Origin of the sequence: Buchnera aphidicola (Aphis craccivora) (genome assembly GCF_005082145.1) — a bacterium.
GTDB classification, from domain to species: Bacteria; Pseudomonadota; Gammaproteobacteria; order Enterobacterales; family Enterobacteriaceae; genus Buchnera; species Buchnera aphidicola_U.
In genome coordinates, this window is the sequence record NZ_CP034897.1 from 130,827 (window position 1) to 152,346 (window position 21,520).

Sequence of the window (21,520 nt, forward strand, 5' to 3'; positions counted from 1 at the left end):
TTATAATTTAAAAGAAACATTGTATGCCAAAAATTAAAACTTTAAAAAGTGCAGCAAAACGTTTTAAACAAACTGCATCTGGTAAATTTAAACGTAAACAAGCAAACTTACGTCATATTTTGACGAAAAAAACAACAAGTAAAAAACGTCATCTTCGTCCTAAGATTTTAGTATCGAAAGGAGATATAAATAAAGTTAAATTATTTTTACCTTATGTATAAATTTATCTTTAATAAAATTGTATGAACAGGAGAGCATATCAATGGCTCGTGTAAAACGCGGTGTGACTGCTCATGCTCGTCATAAAAAAGTTTTAAAACAAGCAAAAGGTTATTATGGAGCTCGTTCTCGTATTTATAGAGTAGCATGTCAAGCAGTAGTAAAAGCTGGTCAATATGCTTATCGTGATAGGCGCCAAAGAAAAAGGCAATTTCGTCAGTTATGGATTACAAGAATAAATGCTGCAGTTCGTCAGAGTAAAATTTCTTATAGTAAGTTTATATACGGATTAAAAAAAGCTTCAATTAACATTGATCGTAAAATATTATCTGATATTGCAATATTTGATATACATGGATTTAATATTTTAATTGAAAGAGCAAAAAAAGCTTTACTTATAACATAAGAAAATAATATTTAACAAATAAAGAAGGGGAAATTCATCTCCCCTCTATTAAGATTAGAGTTAAATTTTTTATTGTGAATAATTTTTATCAGATAAAATGATAAATATATTTATATTTTATATGTGTTAACGAATTCGATAAAACAAGCTTCCTTTATGGAAGCTTTTTAATATCTTAAGAATTATACTTAAACAAAATATAGAAAAGAGTTAACAATGTTAATGTTAAAAAAATTATGGCATATAATTAAAAATGAAATTAAAAATTCTCATAACATAGAAATATTAGATCAAATAAAAGTTAAATATTTAGGAAAAAATGGAATTTTTAATAATTATATGAAAAACTTAAAAAGTTTTTCTTTTGAAGAGAAAAAAAAATACGGTGTTATTATTAATACAATTAAAAAAAAAACAATATCTAAAATTAATGAAAAAAAAACTGAATTAAACGAATCTATTCTAAAAAAACGTATTCAGAAAGAAAAAATTGATGTATCTTTACCGGGTCGATGTATTCAAAATGGCTCTATTCATCCTATAAATCATAGTATTAATTTTATACAAAATTTTTTTAATAAACTAGGTTTTCGATCAGTTAATGGTTTAGAAATAGAAGATGAATATCATAATTTTGATGCATTGAATATACCTAAAAATCATCCTGCACGCGATAATCATGATACTTTTTGGTTAGATGAAAATCGATTGTTAAGAACTCAGACTTCTACTATGCAAATTCGTATTATGAAATCAGAAAAACCTCCAATGAGATTTATTTTTCCTGGAAAAGTTTATCGAAATGATTATGATTCTACACATACACCTATGTTTCATCAAGTAGAAGGGTTAATAGTTGATAAAAATATTAATTTTTCTCATTTAAAATGGATTATATATAATTTTATATATAGTTTTTTTAATAAAAAAGTTTCTCTTAGATTTCGTCCTTCTTATTTTCCTTTTACCACCCCTTCATCTGAAGTTGATATTATGTCTGATTCTAAAAAATGGTTAGAAATTTTAGGTTGTGGAATGGTTCATCCATTAGTTTTAAAAAATGTTAACATTGATTCAAACATTTATTCTGCTTGTGCATTTGGGTTAGGAGTAGAACGAATTACTATGTTACGTTATGGAATTTCTGATATTCGATCTTTTTTTGAGAATGATTTAAGGTTTATAAAACAATTCAAATATATTTAGTGAGATAAAATGAAATTTAGTGAAAAATGGTTGCGTGAATGGGTTAACCCTAAAATAGAAAGCATTATTTTAAGTGAGCAGATTATCAATTCTGGAATAGAAATTGAATCTATTGAAAAATTTTCTCCTTTATTTAAAGGTGTAGTAGTTGGAAAAATAATTTCTTGTATTACACATCCTACATTAAATAATCTAAAAATAGTTAAAGTTGATGTCGGAAAAAAAAATTTATTAAATATTTTATGTAAAGCTTCTAATTGTTGTAATAAAATGAAAGTTGCGGTGGCTATGACGGGAAGTGTATTAGCTAATAGTATAAAAATCAATTTAAAACAGTTTCAGAATCAAAAATCTGAAGGTATGCTATGTTCTTTTTCGGAGTTAGGTTTGTTTGATTCAAACGACAATAAAATTATTGAATTTCCTAAAACCACTCCAATAGGGATTAATGTTAATGATTATTTTTTGCTAGAAGATAATCTTATAAAAGTAAATGTTACTCCTAATCGACCAGATGGATTGAGTATTATAGGGATCGCTCGTAATATAGCAGCCATAAATAATATAAATATAACTCCATTAAAAGAAAAAAATAATCTTGTTACTATTCAAAACAAATTTCCAATTTATGTTGACTCAGAAAAAAAAGATGTTAATTTTTTTGGAAGAGTAATTGCAAATGTAAACATTGATGTACAAACTCCATTTTGGATGAAAAAAAAATTATTCATGTCTGATATGTTATCAGAAAATATAATAATAAATATTATTAATTATGTTTTAATTGAAATTGGTCAGCCTTTAAATGTACTAAATGCAGATATAATAGATACTTTTATTCAAATTAAAAAAACTAATGAAAAAAATATTTTGTATTTAAAAAAAGATCTTAAAATAATATTAAATAAAAATATATTAGTTTTTTCTGATAAATCAAAGATATTATTTATCCCTGGTAACTTAAATTCTCATTGCTTAGAAATAAATAAAAATACTAAAAATATATTTTTAATTTCATATTCAGTAGATCAAGAATCTCTGTTTAATATTAATAAAATTATTGGCCCTAATAATATTCTTAATTACCATAATTACGGTATTGATTTTTCGCTTCAAAAATACGCAATAGAATATGCAACAGATTTAATCTTAAAAATATGCAGTGGAAATGCAGGAGAAATTACTTCTTATACAAATAATGCTTGTTTAAAATATAGAAATAAAATTCAATTATATTATAAAAATATTAAAAAAATAGCTGGTTTTTTTATTGATTCTAAAATTTTATTAAATATTCTATTACGTCTTGAATATCAGATAGAAGATAAAAAGAAATATTGGAATGTCACCCCTCCTACTTGGAGATTTGATATATTAATAGAAGAAGATGTAATAGGTGATATACTTCGTATATATGGTTATAATAATATTCCATTAACCCCATTAAAAGAAAGCTTTAATTTTTACAATCAAAATGATGATTACAAAAAAGATGATATATTAAATCAATCAGCAACTTTACTTATAAATAGAGGATATCATGAAGTAATTACTTATTCATTTATTGATCCAATTTTACAGAATCATATTTTTTCAAAAAATGATAAAGAATTATTTATTTCTAATCCTATTTCTAAAGATCTTTCGTGTATGCGTATATCATTATGGCCAGGCCTTCTTAAAACTCTTTTGTATAATAAAAATCGAAAACAAGATAGTGTTCGTTTGTTTGAAAAAGGTTTATGCTTTTCAATGGATGATCACAAAACTCTTGGAGTAAATCAAACAATGTTTTTAGCAGGTATAATTAGTGGTTTTAATGGTAAAGAAAACTGGTTTTCTAAAAGAAGAAAAGTAGATTTTTATGATTTAAAAGGCGATTTAGAGTCTATATTGGAATTAATGTGTGGCTCAAGTAGTTATGAAATAAAAAATAAAAAAGTATTAGGTTTACATCCAAATCAAAGTGCGCAAATTTTTTTAAATGATAACATTATTGGTAATTTTGGTAAAATAGATCCGAGCTTAGAAAGAAAACTAGATATAGATCATAATACGTTTTTATTTGAATTATTAATTGATAAAATTTTTGATTTAAAAGTTTTTAAAGATTTTAAATTCAAAGAGTATTCTAAGTTTCCAAGTAGTCGTCGTGATATTTCAATATTAATATCAGAAAATATTTCATATTCCGATATTATAAAAGTATGTAAAAATTGTTTTTCAGATAAAAAAGTAGATATTAATCTATTTGATATTTATTCATGTAAAGAATTTTCTAGTAAAAAAAGTTTAGCGATTAGTTTTACTTTTCAAGATTCAAAAAAAACTTTAAAAGAAAATGAAATCAATTTAATGCTCGATTATTGCATTAGAACATTAATAAATACATTTCAAATTGTTTTAAGGAAATAAACTTATGGTACTAACAAAATCTGAAATTTCAGAAAATTTATTTGAAAAATTAAAATTAACTAAACGTGATTCAAAAGCATGCGTAGAGTTTTTTTTTGAAGAAGTAAGAAAATCTTTAGAAAAAGGAGAAAATGTTAAATTATCTGGATTTGGAAGTTTTCAATTAAAAGACAAAAAAGAACGTCCAGGTAGAAATCCAAAAACAGGAGAAAAAGTAGTTATTTCCAAAAGACGAGTTGTTACTTTTAAAGCTGGTCAAAAATTAAAAAATCGTATTGAAAATTGTTTTATAAAAGTTAAAAATTAATATTTAGTTAAATTTTTTAAAGAAATGAAATATGAATCTTAGTAATTTTTCTTTTGAGATACCAAAGTCATTGATAGCTTTTTATCCTTCTTGGGTACGTAGTCAATGTCGTTTGATGATAATTAATGGTTATACAGGTCAAATAACTCATAAATTTTTTTTTGATATTATAAATGAAATTAATTCTAGTGATTTAGTTATTTTTAATAATACGGAAGTTATTCCTGCTCGTTTATCTGGTTTTAAAGAAAGCGGAGGAAAAGTTGAGGTTTTACTTGAAAAAGTATTAAACAATAATAATATACTTGCATATCTTAAATCATCAAATCCAGTGAAAATTAATTCTAATCTTTTTTTTGGAAAATATAATGAAATTAAAGGCTCTATAATTAGTTATAGAAAACCATTTTATGAAATTAAATTTAATAATAGTGAGATTTCATCTATTCATATTTTTAATAAAATTGGACATATACCTTTACCACCTTATATTAAAAGAAAAAACATAAAATTAGATCAACATCTATACCAAACTATATATAAAAAAAATTTAGGTTCGATAGCAGCGCCAACTGCAGGTTTGCATTTTGATTTACCGTTATTACGTGCTCTTTTTAAAAAAAAGGTAAATATAGATTTTGTAACATTACATATAGGTAGTGGTACATTTCAACCTATTAGAACTATAGAAATAGAAAAACATGTTATGCATTCTGAATGGGTTAGTGTTTCTTCAGATTTAATTAATAAAATTAAAATATGTAAAAAAAATGGAGGTCGTGTAATAGCTGTTGGAACTACTACATTACGCGCTTTGGAAAGTGCGTACAATTCAACTTCATGGAATAATTCAGAAAATTATTCAAATAATACTAATATCTTTATATATCCTGGTTACAAACATAAAGTTGTTGATGCATTAATTACTAATTTTCATTTTCCTGAATCAACGTTAATTATGTTGGTCTCTTCTTTTTTAGGTTATCGTAACACTATTAATGCTTATTTTGAAGCAATTAAGAAAAAATATCGATTTTTTAGTTATGGAGATGCGATGTACATTACATATAATAAATTAGCTCCTTATGAAAAAATAAAAAGCAAAAAATTCTGATTTAAAATAAAATTTTTATTTATCTTATGAGAAAAAAATGAAATTTCAAGTTATTAGTCAAGATAAAAAAGCAAGATATGGAGTTTTTTATTTTAACAAAAAACCTATAGAAACTCCTATTTTTATGCCTGTAGGTACATATGGAACAGTAAAAACTCTTACTCCTGAAGAAATTCAAAATACTGGAAGTAAAATAATTTTAGCTAATGCATTACATTTACATTTAAGACCAGGACAAGATGTAATTAAATTACATGATAGTTTACACCATTTTATGAATTGGAATGGACCTATTCTTACAGATTCTGGTGGTTTTCAAATCTTTAGTCTTTCAAAATTTTGTAAATCTAATGAAGAAGGAGTGATTTTTAAAAATCATATTAATGGTAAAAGTTTTTTTCTAACACCTGAGCTTTCAATAGAAATTCAATTAAATTTAGGTTCGAATATTATTATGGTTTTCGATGAGTGTATTTCATATACTACAGATTGGGAAAAAACAAAAAATGCTATGGAAAAATCATTGAATTGGTCTAAAAAATGTCGTATATATTTTGATTTGAATAAAAAAAATAATCATCTTTTATTTGGTATTATTCATGGCGGCATATATCCAATTTTACGAGAGAGATCTTTAAGTGAATTAATTAAAATGAATTTTGATGGATATGCTTTAGGTGGATTAGCAGTTGGAGAGTCTAAATCTGAAATGTACAATATACTGGATCATATTCTTCCGCAAACACCGACAAATAAACCGAGATATTTGATGGGAGTAGGAAAACCAGAAGATTTAGTAGAAAGTGTATATCGTGGTATCGATATGTTTGATTGTGTTCTTCCTACAAGAAATGCAAGAAATGGACATTTATTTGTAACTAATGGTATAATAAAAATTAGAAATAAAAAATATAAAAGAGATTTATCTGCATTAGATAAAACATGTCTTTGTTATACATGTAAAAATTATAGTCGATCATATTTGCATCATTTAGATTCTTGTAATGAAATTTTAGGAGCTCGTTTAAACACTATACATAATTTACATTATTATCAAACATTAATGTCTAATATAAGACACGCAATTAAAGAAAAAAGATTTGATGATTTTATGCTAAAATTTTATAATCAAAAAAAATAAATTTATTATTTATTAATATTGTACGAAGGAGTTTCATGCAATGAATTTTTTAATTGAAAATGCATATGCTACATTGAGTCAACCAACAGAAAATAATTCTTACTCTTTAGTCGTTATGCTTGTAATCTTTTTATTAATTTTTTATTTTATGCTTTTTCGTCCTCAACAAAAAAAAGAAAAAGAACGAAAAAATCTTATGAAATTGATTTCTTTAGGTGATGAAGTAATGACTAATAGTGGTTTTTTAGGTCGCGTAAAAAACATTACAGAAAATGGATATATTTTATTAGAACTCAATAATACAAATGAAGTTTTTATAAAAAAAGATTTTATAATTTCATTGCTTCCTAAAAATACTTTAGAATCTTTAAAAAAAGTAAATAATAAAAACTCTTAATTAAATGTTTTGAATAAATTGTTTTAATATAAAAAAGAAAAGTTTGCAATTCTAAAAAAGATTGTTTCTACTTTTTTTAATAAAATTAATCTATTATTTTTAATTTTAGGATCACAATGATTAATTTTTACTTGATTAAAAAAGTTATTTATAGGATTTTCAAAATTTTTTAATCTTAATAAGATTTTTTTATAATTTTGTTCTATAAATAATTTTTTTGTATCATGATTGAAATTTTTTATTTCTTTAAATAAGAGCTTTTCTTCTTCTTTTTGAATTAGATTTATATCAATTTCATTATTGATTATGTATTTTTTATAAACTTTTAATATATTAGATATTCTTTTAATCGTCAAAAAAATTGATTTTGACTGTTTTGTTTCTTTAAAATCTGATATTGCTTTAATTTTTTGATCTACATCTAAAATTTCTGTTAATTGAAAAGATAGTACTGATTTAATTATTTGAATGTTATATCCTTTTTTTTCATAAAAAAATGATAATCTCAGTTTTAAAAAATCCATGATTTTATTAGATATTAATTTGTAATCTACTTCTCTTTTATTATAAAATTCAAGACTATTAAAAATTAAAAATTTTAAGTCTAAAGACATTTTATTATTAATAATAATACGTATTATTCCTAATGCAGCTCTTCTTAAAGCAAATGGATCTTTATTTGATGATGGTATTTGGTTAATTAAAAACATACCACATAAAGTATCTATTTTATCAGCAATTGATAATATAGACCCCATAATACTAGATGGAAGTTTATCTTCAGAAAAAGATGGCAAATATTGTTCTTTGATAGAAATAGCAATTTCATATTTTTCATGATTTTTAATGGCATAATACATACCAATTATCCCTTGTAACTCTGGGAATTCAGATACCATATCTGTAATTAAATCACATTTTGACAACATTGCTAATTTAATTAAATCAATTTTATTACTATTATTAGACATTAAATCTACAAGTGATTTTAATCGCATAGTTTTATCATATAATGTTCCTAAATTTTTATAAAATAAAACTTTTTTTAATAATGGAAGATAGTCTAATAATTTTATTTGATTGTCTTTATTTAAAAAAAACATTACATCAGATAGTCTAGCTTCCATAACTTTTTCATTTCCTAATATAATCTGATGATTATTTTTTGAATTAATATTACTTATAAAAGTAAAATATGGTAAAAGTTTTTTTTGATGATATATTGGAAAACATTTTTGTTGTTTTTCTATAATATAGATAAGAATTTCATTTGGTATATGTTTAATATATTCTTCTTTAAAATGAGCTAAAAGACCTTTAGGAGATTCTACTATTGAATTTATTTCGTCTAAAAGAACATAATTTATTTGGGTATATCCATTAACTTGTTTAGCAGTTTTTTTTATTTCTATTTTAATTTTTTCTTTACGAGCTTCATAATCAGCTATTATATAACTTTCTTTTAGTAAAATAGATGGATATTCTTGAGCATGATTAAGGTGTATGTTTTTTTCTTTGCAAGAGATGTGATTATGAACTTTATTTTTAGAAAAAACATTAAAAATTTTGTTATTAATTATTTTATTATCTAACATCATTAAAACATTTCGAATAGGTCGAAAAAATTTAGCATTATTTACTTCCCATCGCATTAAATTTTTAATATTAATTTTTTTTAATGATATTTCTACTATTTTAGGAAGTGATATTTCAATATTTTCTTGTTTTTGTTTTACATAGTGTACTAACCAACTACCTTGTTTATTTTTTAATTGACTTGCTTTATTTATTTCAATACCAACATTTTTTGCCCATGAACATGCAGCTTTTGTTGGAGTTCCATCTTTATTAAATGAACATTTTAGAGAAGGTCCTTTTTTTAAAATTTTTTTTGTTTTTTCAGTATCATCAATATCTATAATTTTTAATGCCAATCTTCTAGGAGTAGCAAAATAATCAACTTGTTTGTATTTAATATTATAAAATTTTAATTCATCAATAAAGCTTTTATAAAATGAAATGATTAAATGATATAATATTTTAGCAGGTAATTCTTCTGTTCCTATTTCAACTAAAAATGTTTTTTTCATTTTTTTCTCTTTTTACTGGTTTAATAAAATTTTATTTTTTTAAATTTAAATATTCTTGTGCAACTTTTTTAGTCAAACTTCTAATTTTTAAAATATAATTTTGACGTTCACTAGCAGATATCGCTTTTCTTGCGTCTAATAGATTAAAAACATGATTTGCTTGTAATATTTTTTCATATGCTACTAATAATAATGGTTTTTTAAAATTTATTAAATTGTTTGCTTCAAATATATATTTCTCAAAATATTCAAATAATAAATCAATGTTTGAATATTCGAAATTATATTTTGATTGTTCTATTTCGTTTTGTTTAAAAATATCACCATAAGTAATTGTTTGGAATTTGTTTGAATCCCAAATTAAATCATATACATTTGATTGATCTTGCATATGCATTGCTATTCTTTCTAAGCCATATGTAATTTCTACAGTTACAGGATTACATTCTATGCCACCTACTTGTTGAAAATAAGTAAATTGAGTAATTTCCATTCCGTTTAACCAAACTTCCCATCCAATACCCCAGGCACCTAAAGTAGGATTTTCCCAGTTATCTTCTATAAAACGTATATCATTATTTTTTTCATCTATTTTAAGTGCATTTAATGATTCCAAATACATATTTTGAATATTTTTAACAGGAGGTTTGATAATCACTTGAAATTGGTAGTAATTTTGTAAACGATTTGGATTTTTTGCATATCTACCATCAGTAGGTCGTCTGCAACATTGCACATAAGCAGCTTTGATAGGTTCAAAACCGAGTGTTCTTAAAAATGTTACATTATGAAATGTACCAGCACCCATTGGTAAGTCTAATGGTTGAAAAATAGTACATTCTTGTTTAATCCAATATTTTTTTAAAACTTGAATTAAGTTATAAAAAGTATTGTAATGATTTTTCATTTTATACCTTAAGAATGAATAGTATTTATTTTTGTATATTATACGTAATGATGTTTATAATTTATATATTTTGTAGATACAAATCATATAAAATATAATTTTTAATATTAAGGAGAAATTTTAATATGATTAAAATTAGCAAAGAAGCTAAATTAGCGCGTAATATTTTATTGTCTACGGGATTAGAAAATCCTATTTTAAAAGAATACAATGGTATAGAAAAAAAAGAAAGAGAATTCTTAATTGCTAAATATATGTATAAAATTATGTGTATTTTAAATTTAGATTTAAAAAATGATAGTTTAAAAGACACTCCAATTCGTATATCAAAAATGTATAATAATGAAATTTTTTCAGGTTTAGATTATAAGAATTTTCCAAAAATTACATTTGTAGAAAATACAATAAAATCAAATGATATGATTGTTGTTCGTGACATTATATTAATGAGTACTTGTGAACATCATTTTATTACTATTCATGGAAAAGCTAGCGTTGCATATATTCCTAAAAATAAAATTATTGGGTTATCTAAAATAAATAGGATTGTACAGTTTTATTCAAAACGACCTCAAATTCAAGAACGTCTTACTAAACAAATATTATTAGTACTACAAGTTCTACTTAATACTAAAGATGTTGCAATTGTTCTTCATATGGATCACTTTTGTGTTAAGGCGCGTGGTATTTGTGATGTAAATAGTGTAGCTATTACTTCGTCTCTACAAGGATTATTTAAAAGCGAAAAAAGTATTCGTGATGAATTTTTTTTTAAAAATAATATATAAGAACAATATATTCAATTTATTTGATTGATTAAAATATTATTTCTCAGTATGATATGATCTTTAATTTATAAATATTTTGATATTTGAATAAATTTTTAATAAAATATAATCAATTTTAAATATTTTAAAATTTAATGGAAAAGTTAAATGAGATATATTGGTGCTCATGTTAGTTCTGCAGGTGGTTTAGAAAAAGCAGTTTTTCGAGCGTTTCAATTAAAAGCTACAGCTTTTTCATTTTTTACTAAAAATCAATTGCAATGGTCTGCGTTACCTTTAAGTTTAATAGAAATAGATAATTTTAAAAAAGCTTGTAATCAATATAATTTCTTTTTTGAAAAAATTATACCTCATAGTAGTTACTTAATTAATTTAGGTCATCCTGATGATAATTTATTAAAAAAATCTCGTGTAGCATTTATTAACGAAATAAAACGTTGTGATGATTTAGGATTATTTTTTCTAAATTTTCATCCAGGTAGTCATTTAAATCAAATTTCAGAAATGGATTGTTTATCAAGAATTTCTGAATCAATTAATATAGCTTTAGAGCAAACTAAAAATATAGTCGCTGTAATAGAAAATACCGCAGGTCAGGGTACTAATGTGGGATATCGTTTTGAACATTTATATGAAATTATAAATAAAATAGATGATAAATCTAGAGTAGGAGTTTGCCTGGATACTTGTCATTTATTTGCAGCAGGATATGATTTGCGAACAAAAGAAAATTGTCAAAATATATTCAATAATTTTTTTAATTTAATAGAATTAAAATATTTAAAATGCTTGCATTTAAATGATTCTAAGAAAGAATTTAATAGTCGTGTTGATCGACATGAAAATTTAGGATTAGGTCAAATTGGAACATTAGTTTTTGAATGGATTATTAAAAATAAAAGTTTTGATAATATTCCAATGATATTGGAGACCAAAAATTCAAAGATGTGGATAAAAGAAATTTCTTGGCTAAAGTCATTAAAATAATAATAAAATTATTTTTTAATATACGTATTTATCATAAGAGAAAATAAATTATGTTAATTATCAATGCAGAAATAAGAGAAAAAAAAGGAAAAAGTTTTAGTAGAAAATTACGTATTCAAAATAAGTTTCCTGCTATTTTATATGGTTTAAATAAAACTTCTATACCTCTTACTTTAGATCATAATGCTGTTTTTAATTTACAAAGAAAAACAGATTTTTATAAAAATACATTATTGCTATTAATTCAAGGAAAAGAATATAAAGTTAAAGTAAAGGCTGTTCAACGACATGCATTTAAATTAAAATTATTACACATAGATTTTTTATATGCTTAAAAATAATTTTTAAATAAATGCGAAATATATTTAAAAAGTAAAATATTTAAAATTATAATATAGTTGATAAAACTTTTCTAAAAATTAACATTGTAGGATGAAATTGTATTAGTACTAATCCAAAAAATCCAAACAATAAAACTATTATTGAGATAAATCCAATGTTTTTTTGAATAATATTCATATTTTCTCTATTTTTTATATGTTTTATTTTCCACCATTTTGATGTTAACCATATTCCTATCCAAATTAAAATAGCAATAACTAGTAAAAACCATTTAAAATAATTATTATCAGAATTTGTAGGTATATTAATGGTTATACCTGCAACAATTCCGGGAAAAAAATATACTGGAGGCCATAATATACATCCTAGAAAACTAGGCAAAACAAATTTTTTTAATGGTAATTTTAACATTCCAGAAACCATAGGTATTAATGGTCTGGTTGGACCTATAAAACGTCCAATTAGTATTGTTAGCATACTATGTTTATTTAATAAATTTTTAGTTTTCTCTAATATTTTGTAGTGCTTTTTTAGAAAAGAAAGATTATGCAGCCAATTTTTAAAATATAGTCCAATATAATATGATAACCAATCTCCTAATAAGCATCCTAGTATTCCTACAATCCAAGAAGGATAAAAAGGTAATTTTCCATTACCTATAAATGTACCTAATGTTGCCATTAATACTATTCCTGGAAGTAATAATCCAATTAATGCAAGAGACTCTAAAAAAGAAACTACACCTACTATGCAAAGCGAATATATTAAAGAATGTGTTATTAAAGATGTCAACCAATATTCCATAAATATCCATTATTAGTTTTGAATGTGATAAATTTTGATATAATATTTTAAATTAAATATTTTTATACTTTATAATTTTTTTAATAAAACCTCAAGAAAATATTTTAAAAAGTATTATTAAATTTAATAAACTTATTAAATTTAAAATTTTTTAATACAGATTAAGGATTATATATTAAAATATCATAATATAAAAATTTAACAACATAAGAAGAAGCAAAATGAGAGTATATTTCGTTTTAATTTTATATGTATTTTCAAGTTTTTTTTCGAGTTGTTTTGCTAAAGTTTTTGAAATTGATAAAATTGTTGCTGTCGTAAATAATCAAGCTATATTAAATAGTGATGTGAATCAAGTTCTTTTTTATTTAAAACAAGACAAAGATATTATTACTGTACCTTTAAAAGTTAATTTTTTAAGAGATAAAATATTAGAAAAGTTAATCATAGATACTTTAATTTTAGAAGAAGCAAATAAATTTAACATTGAAATTTCAGATTCTCAAGTGGACATGATACTTAGAAATATTGCTTTTAAAAAGAATATTACTTTAAATGAATTAAAAAATAATATTATACTAAATAATACCAATAATTTTTTTAATTATGAAGATTATATAAAAAATATTAAAAAATCTTTAAAAATTAAAATGTTACAAGATTATATATTAAATAAAAATGTTCATGTTTCTGAAAAAGAAATATATTATTTATTAAATAAAGCAATAAAAAAACAAAATGAATTAAAAAAAATTGATTTAAAATGTATTATATTACCTTATTCTAACAGAGAAAGTGAAAAATCAATTAAAAATAAAAAAATATTAATTGATAATTTTTCTAAAATAATTAATGATAATTCTAATTTTGATTATTTTTATGAAAGTTTTAAAAAAAATAAAAATATTTTTTTAGTGGAAAAAATACTATCAAAAGATTTAAAAAATCTAAGAAAAATATTTTTTAGTAAATTAGATATTTTTAAAAAAAATCAAATATTAGGACCTGTTTTAGGAAAAAAAGGTTTTTATATTGTAAAAGTTAATAATATTAAAAATAATAGTACAAAAAAAATAATAACTGAATTTCATATTCAGCATTGTTTAATACGTCCTTCAATTATTTTGAATGATAAACAAGCAAAAAAAGATATTTTTAAAATATATAATAATATTAAAAAAAATAATTACAGTTTTGAATATGCTGTTAAAAATTTCTCTCATGATGTTTATTCTTCCTATAAAAAAGGTGATTTAGGTTGGATTTTAAATACATCATTTAATGGTGTTTTTAAAAATGTTTTAAAAAATTTGAATGATAATGAAGTTAGCAAACCAGTTAAATCTAAATTTGGATGGCATATAATTAAATTGTTAGAAAAACGTGAAATAGATGAAAAATGGAAGATAGAAAAAGAAAAAATTTACCAAATGTTATTAGAACGTGAAATAAAAAAAGAAAAAAATAATTGGATTGAAAAACTTAAAAAATCATCTTATATTAGTAAATACTAAATCAATATTTAAAAATAATAAGATATTAAAATTTTTATATTATTAGTGAATAAATATTCAAATGAAAAAGCATATTCCTCTTAAAAAATTTAGTCAAAATTTTCTTATAGATTATAATATAATTAAAAAAATAGTTGGATTTATTAATCCAAAATTAAATGAAACGTTAGTTGAAATTGGTCCTGGATTAGCTGCACTAACAAAACCTGTTTGTAATTTAATAGATAAGTTAATTATTATAGAAATTGATAAAAATTTATTAAAAAGATTTAAAAAATATTCTTTTTATAAAAAATTAATAATATTTTATCAAGATGCTTTAAAATTTAATTATTTAGAATTATTTAATCAACGCAATAAATTAATTCGAATTTTTGGTAATCTACCATATCATATTGCTACATCTTTAATATTATATTTATTTGAAAGAATTGAGATTATTAAAGATATGAATTTTATGTTACAAAAAGAAGTTGCTGAACGTCTAACTGCTTCTCCAGGAAGTAAATTATATGGTCGTTTAAGTATTATTGCACAGTATTATTGTAATATAAAAATATTACTGCATGTTTCTCCAAAATGTTTTCAACCAACTCCTAAAGTAGATTCAATATTTGTTAGTTTAAAACCTTATACTAATGATTTTCCTTATTTTACTCATAATATAAAAGTTCTTAGTTATGTTACAAACTTAGCTTTTCAAAAAAGAAGAAAAATATTACGTCATAGTTTGGGGAAAATATTTTCTAAAGAAGTTTTAATAGCATTAAATATTGATCCAAAATTAAGACCGGAAAATATTTCTATATTCCAATATTGTCAGTTATCCAATTATATAATAGAAAATAATATGAATCAAAAGTATAATTTTCTTTAAATGTGTATATTTTTATATACCTTAAGCGAAAAAAATGAGTACTTATTTTATTAGTGATATTCACGGCTGTTATAAAGAATTAAGATTAATTTTAAAAAAATCAAATTTTAATATTAAAAAAGATTGTTTATGGATTGCAGGTGATTTAGTTTCTAGAGGTCCAAATTCATTAAAAGTAATGAGATATTTATATTCTATAAAAAACAGCATTAAGATAGTACTTGGTAATCATGATTTAAATTTAATTGCAGTATATTCCGGTATACAAGAAAATAAACAAGAAAATTGTTTTGATGATTTTTTATCTGCTAAAGATAGTCATAAATTAATTAATTGGTTGCGTTCTCAATCTATCGTACGAATTAATGAAGAACAAAAAATTATTATGGTTCATGCAGGAATTAGTCCGAAATGGGATCTTGAAACAATTAAAAAATGTTCTTTAGAAATTGAAGAATCTTTATTGAGTAATGAATATCCTTTATTTTTAAAATCAACTTTTAATAATAAAATAAATTATTGGAATTCTAATTTTAAAAAAATTAATCGATTACGATATAGCATTAATGTTTTTACACGCATGAGATATTGTTATCCTAATGGACATTTAAATTTTACATGTAAAGAATCTCCCAGTATTATAAGATATCCATTATTACCATGGTTTCTTATATCCAATAAATTTATAGAAAAATATTCTATTATTTTTGGACATTGGTCTTCTTTAAAAAATACGAATGTTCCTTGTCAATTTTTTCCATTAGATAAAGGTTGTTGTTGGGGCGGCGAATTATTCATGTTGAGATGGGAGGATAAAAAAATTTTTTATCAATCTTATCAAAAAAAAGATGTATTATAAATCTGAAATATCAATATTTGTAAGTATTATCTTGTTAATATTTCAAAGCAAAAATCATAAGAATGTTTACTATCTTTAAAAAATTTTTTTTGAAATACTATTTTCCAATTTTTATATAATTTATATTTTGGAAAATAAGAATCTCCAATAATATTGCAATTTACATGGGTTAAATATAATTTATTAGCATAAAATAGCATTTGTTTATATATTTCAGAACCTCCAATCACCATTATTTCTTGATTTTTTTTGTATTTTGAATATATAGTAGAAACTATAGCATTATTAATTGAATTCGCCCATATAATATTTTTGTTGACGATTTTTTTTCGACTAATTACTATATTAGTTCGCATAGGTAAAGAATTGATAATAGACTCCCAAGTCAAACGTCCCATAATAACACTTTTATATATTGTATTTTTTTTAAACCATTTTAAATCTTCTGGGAGATTCCAAGGAATTCTGTTTTTATTTCCAATAACAAGATTATTAGAAATAGCTGCAATTAGACTAATTTTCATATTTTAAAATTTTTTTAGGAGTTATAAATATGTTTCACAACATATTTATAAAAATAATTTAATTATTAAAAATAAATTTAATGTTTTAAGTGTATCTTTTTATGTATTTCTTGCAATGATATAATATTTTTTGTTGGATCTTCATTTAACGCCATAACAGTAGCAAATGCACCATTAATTGTAGTATCATAGTGAACTTTATATTGCAAAGCACTTCGACAAATTAGTTTTGCGTCTTTTATACCTTGATGACAAGATGTTGTATTTATAATATATACATATTCTCTGTTTTTTAAACGATCCTGGATATGAGGTCTACCTTCAGATACTTTATTGACTAATCTAGAAATAATTCCAGATTTTTTTAAAGCTATAGATGTACCTTTAGTTGCATCAAGATCAAAACCAAATTTTTGTAATTTTACAGCTAAATTTACAATATTTTTTTTGTCATCATCTCTTACTGAAAGTAATACACGACCTGATTTTCTCATATTAGTATGAGAACCAAGCATTGCTTTAGAAAACGCTTCTGAAAAATTTTTTCCAATACCCATCACCTCTCCTGTAGAACGCATTTCTGGTCCTAATATAGGATCTACACCTTGAAATTTATCAAAAGGCAGAACAGCTTCTTTCACTGAAAAAAATGACGGAATAATTTCTTTTGTAAATCCTTGTTCTTCTAATGTTTTACCATACATAACACGTACAGATATTTTTGCTAGTGCTAATCCTATGGCTTTTGATACAAATGGAACTGTTCGCGCTGCTCTTGGATTTACTTCAATAATATATATTTCATTTTTTTTGATTGCAAATTGAACGTTCATTAAACCTCTTACAGACAATTCAAATGCTAGTTTTTTTACTTGTTTTCTAATTTTATCTTGAATTTTTTTTGTTAAAGTATATGCTGGTAAAGAACATGCCGAATCTCCAGAATGTATTCCAGCTTGTTCAATATGTTCCATTATACCTCCAATTAAAACTGTTTTTCCATCGCAGATAGCATCAACATCTACTTCTGTTGCGTAATTTAAATACTGATCTAGTAGTACTGGAGTATTTTTATTATCTTTTAACATTGTTTTAAAATAATTATCTAATTCTGATGGTTCATATACAATTTCCATTGCCCTTCCACCTAAAACATAAGATGGTCTAACCATAATAGGATAACCAATATTTAACGCTTTTTTATGAGCTTCTTTTAAAGTTAAAACAGTAGCATTTAAGGGTTGTTTTAAATTTAATTTTGTTACAATTTTTTGAAAACGATTGCGATCTTCTGCTTTATCGATAGCATCTGGTTTTGTACCAATAATTGGTATCCCTTCTTGTTCAAATGCTCGTGCTAATTTTAATGGTGTTTGTCCTCCGTATTGAATAATAACCCCACTAGGTTTTTCTATTTTAACTATTTCTAAGACATTTTCTAATGTAATTGGCTCAAAATAAAGCCGATCAGATATATCGTAATCTGTAGAAACTGTTTCTGGATTACAATTAATCATAATTGCTTCAAAACCATCTTCTCTCAATGCTTGAGCAGCATGTACACAACAATAATCAAATTCTATTCCTTGACCTATTCTATTAGGACCACCACCTATTATAATAATTTTTTTGTTATTTTTAGTTGGATTTGATTCACATTCATCTTCCCAAGTAGAATACATATATGCTGTTTCAGTAGAAAATTCTGCTGAACATGTATCAATTCTTTTATAAACAGGATGCAAATTTAATTCATATCGAAGATTACGTATATCATGTTCTGTTTTATTAGTTAACATTGCTATACGTAAATCCGAAAAACCTTTTCTTTTAATAAAATATAAAAATTTATAATTCAGTCCGATAAATCCATTTTTTTGAATTTTTTCTTCTAAAAGAATTATTTCTTGAATTTGTACAAGAAACCAAGGGTCAATTGATGTTAATTCAAAAATATCTTCTACGGACATTCCTAATCTAAATGCGTCACCAACATACCAAATTCGATCTGCACCAGCTTCTTTTAACTCATGTCTAACTTTTATTAAGCATTGTGGATCTAATTTAGATACTTTAGAATTAAAACCACATACTCCAATTTCTAATCCTCGTATTGCTTTTTGTATTGATTCTTGAAATGTTCTTCCTATAGCCATTACTTCTCCGACAGATTTCATTTGAGTTGTCAATCTATCGTTACATCCTAAAAATTTTTCAAAATTAAATCTTGGAATTTTAGTAACTATATAATCTATTGACGGTTCAAAAGATGCTGTTGTATTTATACCTGTAATGTCATTAGCAAGTTCATCTAATGTATATCCTACTGCTAATTTTGCAGCTATTTTTGCAATGGGAAATCCTGTAGCCTTGGAAGCTAGTGCAGAAGACCGAGATACTCTAGGATTCATTTCAATAACTATCATACGACCATTTTTCGGATTAATTGCAAACTGTACATTAGAACCTCCAGTTTCTACTCCAATTTCTTGTAGAATAGCCATAGATGCGTTTCTCATAATCTGGTATTCTTTATCGGTTAAAGTTTGTGCTGGAGCTACAGTAATTGAATCTCCTGTGTGAATTCCCATGGGATCTAAATTTTCAATTGAACAGACAATAATACAATTATTATTTTTATCTCGTACAACTTCCATTTCGTATTCTTTCCAACCAATTAACGATTCATCAATGAGTAATTCAGTGGTAGGAGACAGTTTTAATCCTCGTTCACAAATTTCTTCAAATTCTTCTTGATTATAAGCAATTCCCCCGCCATTCCCTCCCATAGTAAAAGAAGGTCTAATAATGCATGGAAAACCTACATTTTTTAATACTAATAATGCTTCTTTAATATTATGTGCAATACCGCACTTTGCGGTGTTTAAATTAAGTTTTTTCATTGAAAATTCAAATAATTTTCTATCTTCTGCTTTATTGATCGCATCAATAGTAGCTCCTATAATTTTAACATTAAATTCTTTTAGTATTCCTCTTCGGTTTAGTTCTAATGCGCAATTAAGTGCTGTTTGACCACCCATTGTTGGTAATAACGCATCTGGGCGTTCTTTGATTATTATTTTTTTTACTATTTTCCAATGAATAGGTTCAATATATGTAGAATCTGCCATATATGGATCAGTCATAATGGTAGCAGGATTGGAATTAACGAGAATAATTTTGTAACCTTCTTCATGGAGTGCTTTACATGCTTGTGCACCAGAATAGTCAAATTCACATGCTTGTCCAATGACAATAGGACCTGCACCAAGAATTAAAATGGATTTTATATCAGTAGATTTAGGCATTTTTTTTTCCTAATTAATTACTGAATTTTGTTTGATTGAGTAATTTTATAAAATGATCAAATAAATAAGAAGCATCATGTGGTCCAGGGCTTGCTTCTGGATGTCCTTGAAAGCTAAAAGCTAATTTATTAGTTAAACGTAATCCTTGTACTGTGCCATCAAAAAGAGAAGTATGTGTTATAGAAATATTTTTTGGTAGATGTTTGGTATCAACAGTAAAACTATGATTTTGTGAAGTAATAATTACACGGTTTGTTTTTAATTCTTTAACTGGATGATTAGCACCATGATGACCAAATTTCATTTTAATGATATCACCTCCGTTAGCCAATGCAAGTAGTTGATGTCCTAGACATATTCCAAATATTGGGATATTAATTTTCAAGAAATCTTGAATAGATTTAATAGCATAATGGCATGGTCTTGGGTCACCAGGTCCATTAGATAAAAAAATTCCATCAGGAGCCAAATCTAATGCTGTTTTTGAATTTGTTGTAGCAGGTACTATCGTTAAATAACACCCACGATCTACTAACATACGTAAAATATTTCGTTTAACACCAAAATCATATACAATAATATGAAATAAAAATTTTTTTTCAGAAAATGATTTTTTTTTGTTAATAATGTAAGTACTTTTATTCCAATTATAAATAACTTTAGTGGAAACTTTTTTAGCTAAATCTAATCCTTGTAAACTCAAACAGTTTTTCGCTTTTTTATGTGCTATAATATAATTTTCTTTTTTGTCTTCTATAATACATCCATTCTGCGATCCTTTTGTTCGTAAAATACGTGTTAATTTCCTTGTGTCAATATCAGATATTGCAATAATATTGTTTTCTTTTAAATAAGAAGAGAAACTTTTTTCACTGCGATAATTACTGGATATTGGAGACATATCTCGAATAATCAACCCTCTTATATGAATTTTAGATGATTCTTCGTCGTTTTTATTTGTACCAATATTTCCAATATGAGGATGTGTTAGCGTTACTATTTGATGTGAGTAAGAAGGATCAGTGATTATTTCTTGGTATCCAGTTATTGATGTGTTAAAAACAACTTCTCCGACAGTTGTTCCTTTAGCTCCAATAGAACGTCCATGAAATCTAGTGCCATCTTCTAAAACTAATACTGCTGATTGGCCCAAAGCACCCTCCAAAAAATTTTTTAATTATTGATTAAATTTTATAAATAATAAGTAAAATATTTTGAAAAATTAAATATTTATTTTAACTAAAATTAATATTTTTGTCTATTATCGTAATAAATATTTTATACGTTTTAGTTTTTTAAAAAAGCATTTTTTAAA

General features: G+C 24.0%; 20 protein-coding genes. 14 read left to right on the top strand and 6 right to left on the bottom strand.

Translation table 11 applies throughout. The annotated features are described in order from the left end of the window. The first annotated feature begins 23 nt into the window (after positions 1–23). The 8 genes from rpmI (at position 24) to yajC (ending at position 7,205) form a co-directional block, all read left to right on the top strand. On the top strand, positions 24–221 hold the full coding sequence (rpmI, locus tag D9V60_RS00640; RefSeq protein WP_158360439.1) for a 50S ribosomal protein L35: 198 nt from the start codon (positions 24–26) through the stop codon (positions 219–221). Between the two features lie 41 nt (positions 222–262). Next, on the top strand, positions 263–625 hold the full coding sequence (gene rplT / locus D9V60_RS00645) for a 50S ribosomal protein L20 (protein WP_158360440.1): 363 nt from the start codon (positions 263–265) through the stop codon (positions 623–625). Positions 626–841: 216 nt separating this feature from the next. Continuing rightward, positions 842–1,831 (top strand): phenylalanine--tRNA ligase subunit alpha, encoded by a 990-nt coding sequence (pheS, locus tag D9V60_RS00650; protein ID WP_158360441.1) that lies wholly within the window; start codon positions 842–844, stop codon positions 1,829–1,831. Between the two features lie 9 nt (positions 1,832–1,840). After that, positions 1,841–4,246 (top strand): phenylalanine--tRNA ligase subunit beta, encoded by a 2,406-nt coding sequence (pheT, locus tag D9V60_RS00655; RefSeq protein ID WP_158360442.1) that lies wholly within the window; start codon positions 1,841–1,843, stop codon positions 4,244–4,246. A gap of 4 nt (positions 4,247–4,250) precedes the next feature. Beyond that, positions 4,251–4,553 (top strand): integration host factor subunit alpha, encoded by a 303-nt coding sequence (locus D9V60_RS00660; RefSeq protein WP_158360443.1) that lies wholly within the window; start codon positions 4,251–4,253, stop codon positions 4,551–4,553. Between the two features lie 31 nt (positions 4,554–4,584). Next, positions 4,585–5,667, top strand: coding sequence for a tRNA preQ1(34) S-adenosylmethionine ribosyltransferase-isomerase QueA (queA, locus tag D9V60_RS00665; RefSeq protein ID WP_158360444.1), 1,083 nt, complete (start codon positions 4,585–4,587; stop codon positions 5,665–5,667). 37 nt (positions 5,668–5,704) lie between these two features. Next, positions 5,705–6,808, top strand: coding sequence for a tRNA guanosine(34) transglycosylase Tgt (gene tgt / locus D9V60_RS00670; RefSeq protein WP_158360445.1), 1,104 nt, complete (start codon positions 5,705–5,707; stop codon positions 6,806–6,808). Positions 6,809–6,848: 40 nt separating this feature from the next. Further along, positions 6,849–7,205: a preprotein translocase subunit YajC gene (gene yajC / locus D9V60_RS00675; RefSeq protein WP_158360446.1), complete on the top strand. Its 357-nt coding sequence runs from the start codon at positions 6,849–6,851 to the stop codon at positions 7,203–7,205. 23 nt (positions 7,206–7,228) lie between these two features. Here yajC and glyS read toward each other — a convergent pair whose 3' ends face one another. Beyond that, the gene (gene glyS / locus D9V60_RS00680; RefSeq protein WP_158360447.1) at positions 7,229–9,295 is read right to left on the bottom strand and encodes a glycine--tRNA ligase subunit beta; all 2,067 of its coding nucleotides are present in this window, start codon (positions 9,293–9,295) and stop codon (positions 7,229–7,231) included. A gap of 31 nt (positions 9,296–9,326) precedes the next feature. Continuing rightward, entirely contained in the window at positions 9,327–10,202 is an 876-nt protein-coding gene (gene glyQ, locus D9V60_RS00685; RefSeq protein ID WP_158360448.1) for a glycine--tRNA ligase subunit alpha, read from the bottom strand. 125 nt (positions 10,203–10,327) lie between these two features. On the opposite strand from glyQ, the gene folE reads away from it, so the two are divergent. From folE to rplY, 3 genes are all read left to right on the top strand, one after another. Next, complete coding sequence (gene folE, locus D9V60_RS00690; RefSeq protein WP_158360449.1) at positions 10,328–10,990, top strand: GTP cyclohydrolase I FolE; 663 nt, start codon at positions 10,328–10,330, stop codon at positions 10,988–10,990. Positions 10,991–11,137: 147 nt separating this feature from the next. After that, entirely contained in the window at positions 11,138–11,977 is an 840-nt protein-coding gene (gene nfo, locus D9V60_RS00695) for a deoxyribonuclease IV (RefSeq protein WP_158360450.1), read from the top strand. Between the two features lie 50 nt (positions 11,978–12,027). Next, the gene (gene rplY / locus D9V60_RS00700; protein ID WP_158360451.1) at positions 12,028–12,312 is read left to right on the top strand and encodes a 50S ribosomal protein L25; all 285 of its coding nucleotides are present in this window, start codon (positions 12,028–12,030) and stop codon (positions 12,310–12,312) included. Positions 12,313–12,364: 52 nt separating this feature from the next. Here the strand turns inward: rplY and D9V60_RS00705 are convergent, their stop codons facing one another. Continuing rightward, positions 12,365–13,123, bottom strand: a complete 759-nt coding sequence (locus tag D9V60_RS00705) for a DedA family protein (protein ID WP_158360452.1) — start codon at positions 13,121–13,123, stop codon at positions 12,365–12,367. Positions 13,124–13,329: 206 nt separating this feature from the next. On the opposite strand from D9V60_RS00705, the gene D9V60_RS00710 reads away from it, so the two are divergent. The 3 genes from D9V60_RS00710 (at position 13,330) to D9V60_RS00720 (ending at position 16,373) form a co-directional block, all read left to right on the top strand. Further along, the gene (locus tag D9V60_RS00710) at positions 13,330–14,637 is read left to right on the top strand and encodes a peptidylprolyl isomerase (RefSeq protein ID WP_258013340.1); all 1,308 of its coding nucleotides are present in this window, start codon (positions 13,330–13,332) and stop codon (positions 14,635–14,637) included. A gap of 61 nt (positions 14,638–14,698) precedes the next feature. Beyond that, a complete protein-coding gene (rsmA, locus tag D9V60_RS00715) occupies positions 14,699–15,514 on the top strand; it encodes a 16S rRNA (adenine(1518)-N(6)/adenine(1519)-N(6))-dimethyltransferase RsmA (protein ID WP_158360454.1) in 816 nt (271 codons plus the stop codon). 34 nt (positions 15,515–15,548) lie between these two features. Further along, positions 15,549–16,373, top strand: coding sequence for a symmetrical bis(5'-nucleosyl)-tetraphosphatase (locus D9V60_RS00720; protein WP_158360455.1), 825 nt, complete (start codon positions 15,549–15,551; stop codon positions 16,371–16,373). 26 nt (positions 16,374–16,399) lie between these two features. Here the strand turns inward: D9V60_RS00720 and folA are convergent, their stop codons facing one another. The 3 genes from folA to carA form a co-directional block, all read right to left on the bottom strand. Beyond that, entirely contained in the window at positions 16,400–16,897 is a 498-nt protein-coding gene (folA, locus tag D9V60_RS00725) for a type 3 dihydrofolate reductase (RefSeq protein ID WP_158360456.1), read from the bottom strand. Positions 16,898–16,974: 77 nt separating this feature from the next. Next, on the bottom strand, positions 16,975–20,205 hold the full coding sequence (gene carB, locus D9V60_RS00730) for a carbamoyl-phosphate synthase large subunit (RefSeq protein ID WP_158360457.1): 3,231 nt from the start codon (positions 20,203–20,205) through the stop codon (positions 16,975–16,977). Positions 20,206–20,218: 13 nt separating this feature from the next. Further along, positions 20,219–21,370 carry a glutamine-hydrolyzing carbamoyl-phosphate synthase small subunit gene (gene carA / locus D9V60_RS00735; protein ID WP_158360458.1) on the bottom strand — a complete coding sequence of 384 codons (1,152 nt, stop codon included), beginning with the start codon at positions 21,368–21,370 and terminating at the stop codon, positions 20,219–20,221. Positions 21,371–21,520 lie beyond the last annotated feature (150 nt).

What these genes read in the sequence shown, in the direction of transcription:
- D9V60_RS00705 (WP_158360452.1), bottom strand. Translation starts at nt 13,123, where the DNA reads ATGGAATATTGGTTGACATCTTTAATAACACATTCTTTAATATATTCG.
- glyS (WP_158360447.1), bottom strand. Translation starts at nt 9,295, where the DNA reads ATGAAAAAAACATTTTTAGTTGAAATAGGAACAGAAGAATTACCTGCT.
- rsmA (WP_158360454.1), top strand. Translation starts at nt 14,699, where the DNA reads ATGAAAAAGCATATTCCTCTTAAAAAATTTAGTCAAAATTTTCTTATA.
- rplT (WP_158360440.1), top strand. Translation starts at nt 263, where the DNA reads ATGGCTCGTGTAAAACGCGGTGTGACTGCTCATGCTCGTCATAAAAAA.
- queA (WP_158360444.1), top strand. Translation starts at nt 4,585, where the DNA reads ATGAATCTTAGTAATTTTTCTTTTGAGATACCAAAGTCATTGATAGCT.
- glyQ (WP_158360448.1), bottom strand. Translation starts at nt 10,202, where the DNA reads ATGAAAAATCATTACAATACTTTTTATAACTTAATTCAAGTTTTAAAA.
- tgt (WP_158360445.1), top strand. Translation starts at nt 5,705, where the DNA reads ATGAAATTTCAAGTTATTAGTCAAGATAAAAAAGCAAGATATGGAGTT.
- rplY (WP_158360451.1), top strand. Translation starts at nt 12,028, where the DNA reads ATGTTAATTATCAATGCAGAAATAAGAGAAAAAAAAGGAAAAAGTTTT.
- D9V60_RS00660 (WP_158360443.1), top strand. Translation starts at nt 4,251, where the DNA reads ATGGTACTAACAAAATCTGAAATTTCAGAAAATTTATTTGAAAAATTA.
- pheS (WP_158360441.1), top strand. Translation starts at nt 842, where the DNA reads ATGTTAATGTTAAAAAAATTATGGCATATAATTAAAAATGAAATTAAA.
- pheT (WP_158360442.1), top strand. Translation starts at nt 1,841, where the DNA reads ATGAAATTTAGTGAAAAATGGTTGCGTGAATGGGTTAACCCTAAAATA.
- carB (WP_158360457.1), bottom strand. Translation starts at nt 20,205, where the DNA reads ATGCCTAAATCTACTGATATAAAATCCATTTTAATTCTTGGTGCAGGT.
- yajC (WP_158360446.1), top strand. Translation starts at nt 6,849, where the DNA reads ATGAATTTTTTAATTGAAAATGCATATGCTACATTGAGTCAACCAACA.
- rpmI (WP_158360439.1), top strand. Translation starts at nt 24, where the DNA reads ATGCCAAAAATTAAAACTTTAAAAAGTGCAGCAAAACGTTTTAAACAA.
- folE (WP_158360449.1), top strand. Translation starts at nt 10,328, where the DNA reads ATGATTAAAATTAGCAAAGAAGCTAAATTAGCGCGTAATATTTTATTG.
- folA (WP_158360456.1), bottom strand. Translation starts at nt 16,897, where the DNA reads ATGAAAATTAGTCTAATTGCAGCTATTTCTAATAATCTTGTTATTGGA.
- nfo (WP_158360450.1), top strand. Translation starts at nt 11,138, where the DNA reads ATGAGATATATTGGTGCTCATGTTAGTTCTGCAGGTGGTTTAGAAAAA.
- D9V60_RS00720 (WP_158360455.1), top strand. Translation starts at nt 15,549, where the DNA reads ATGAGTACTTATTTTATTAGTGATATTCACGGCTGTTATAAAGAATTA.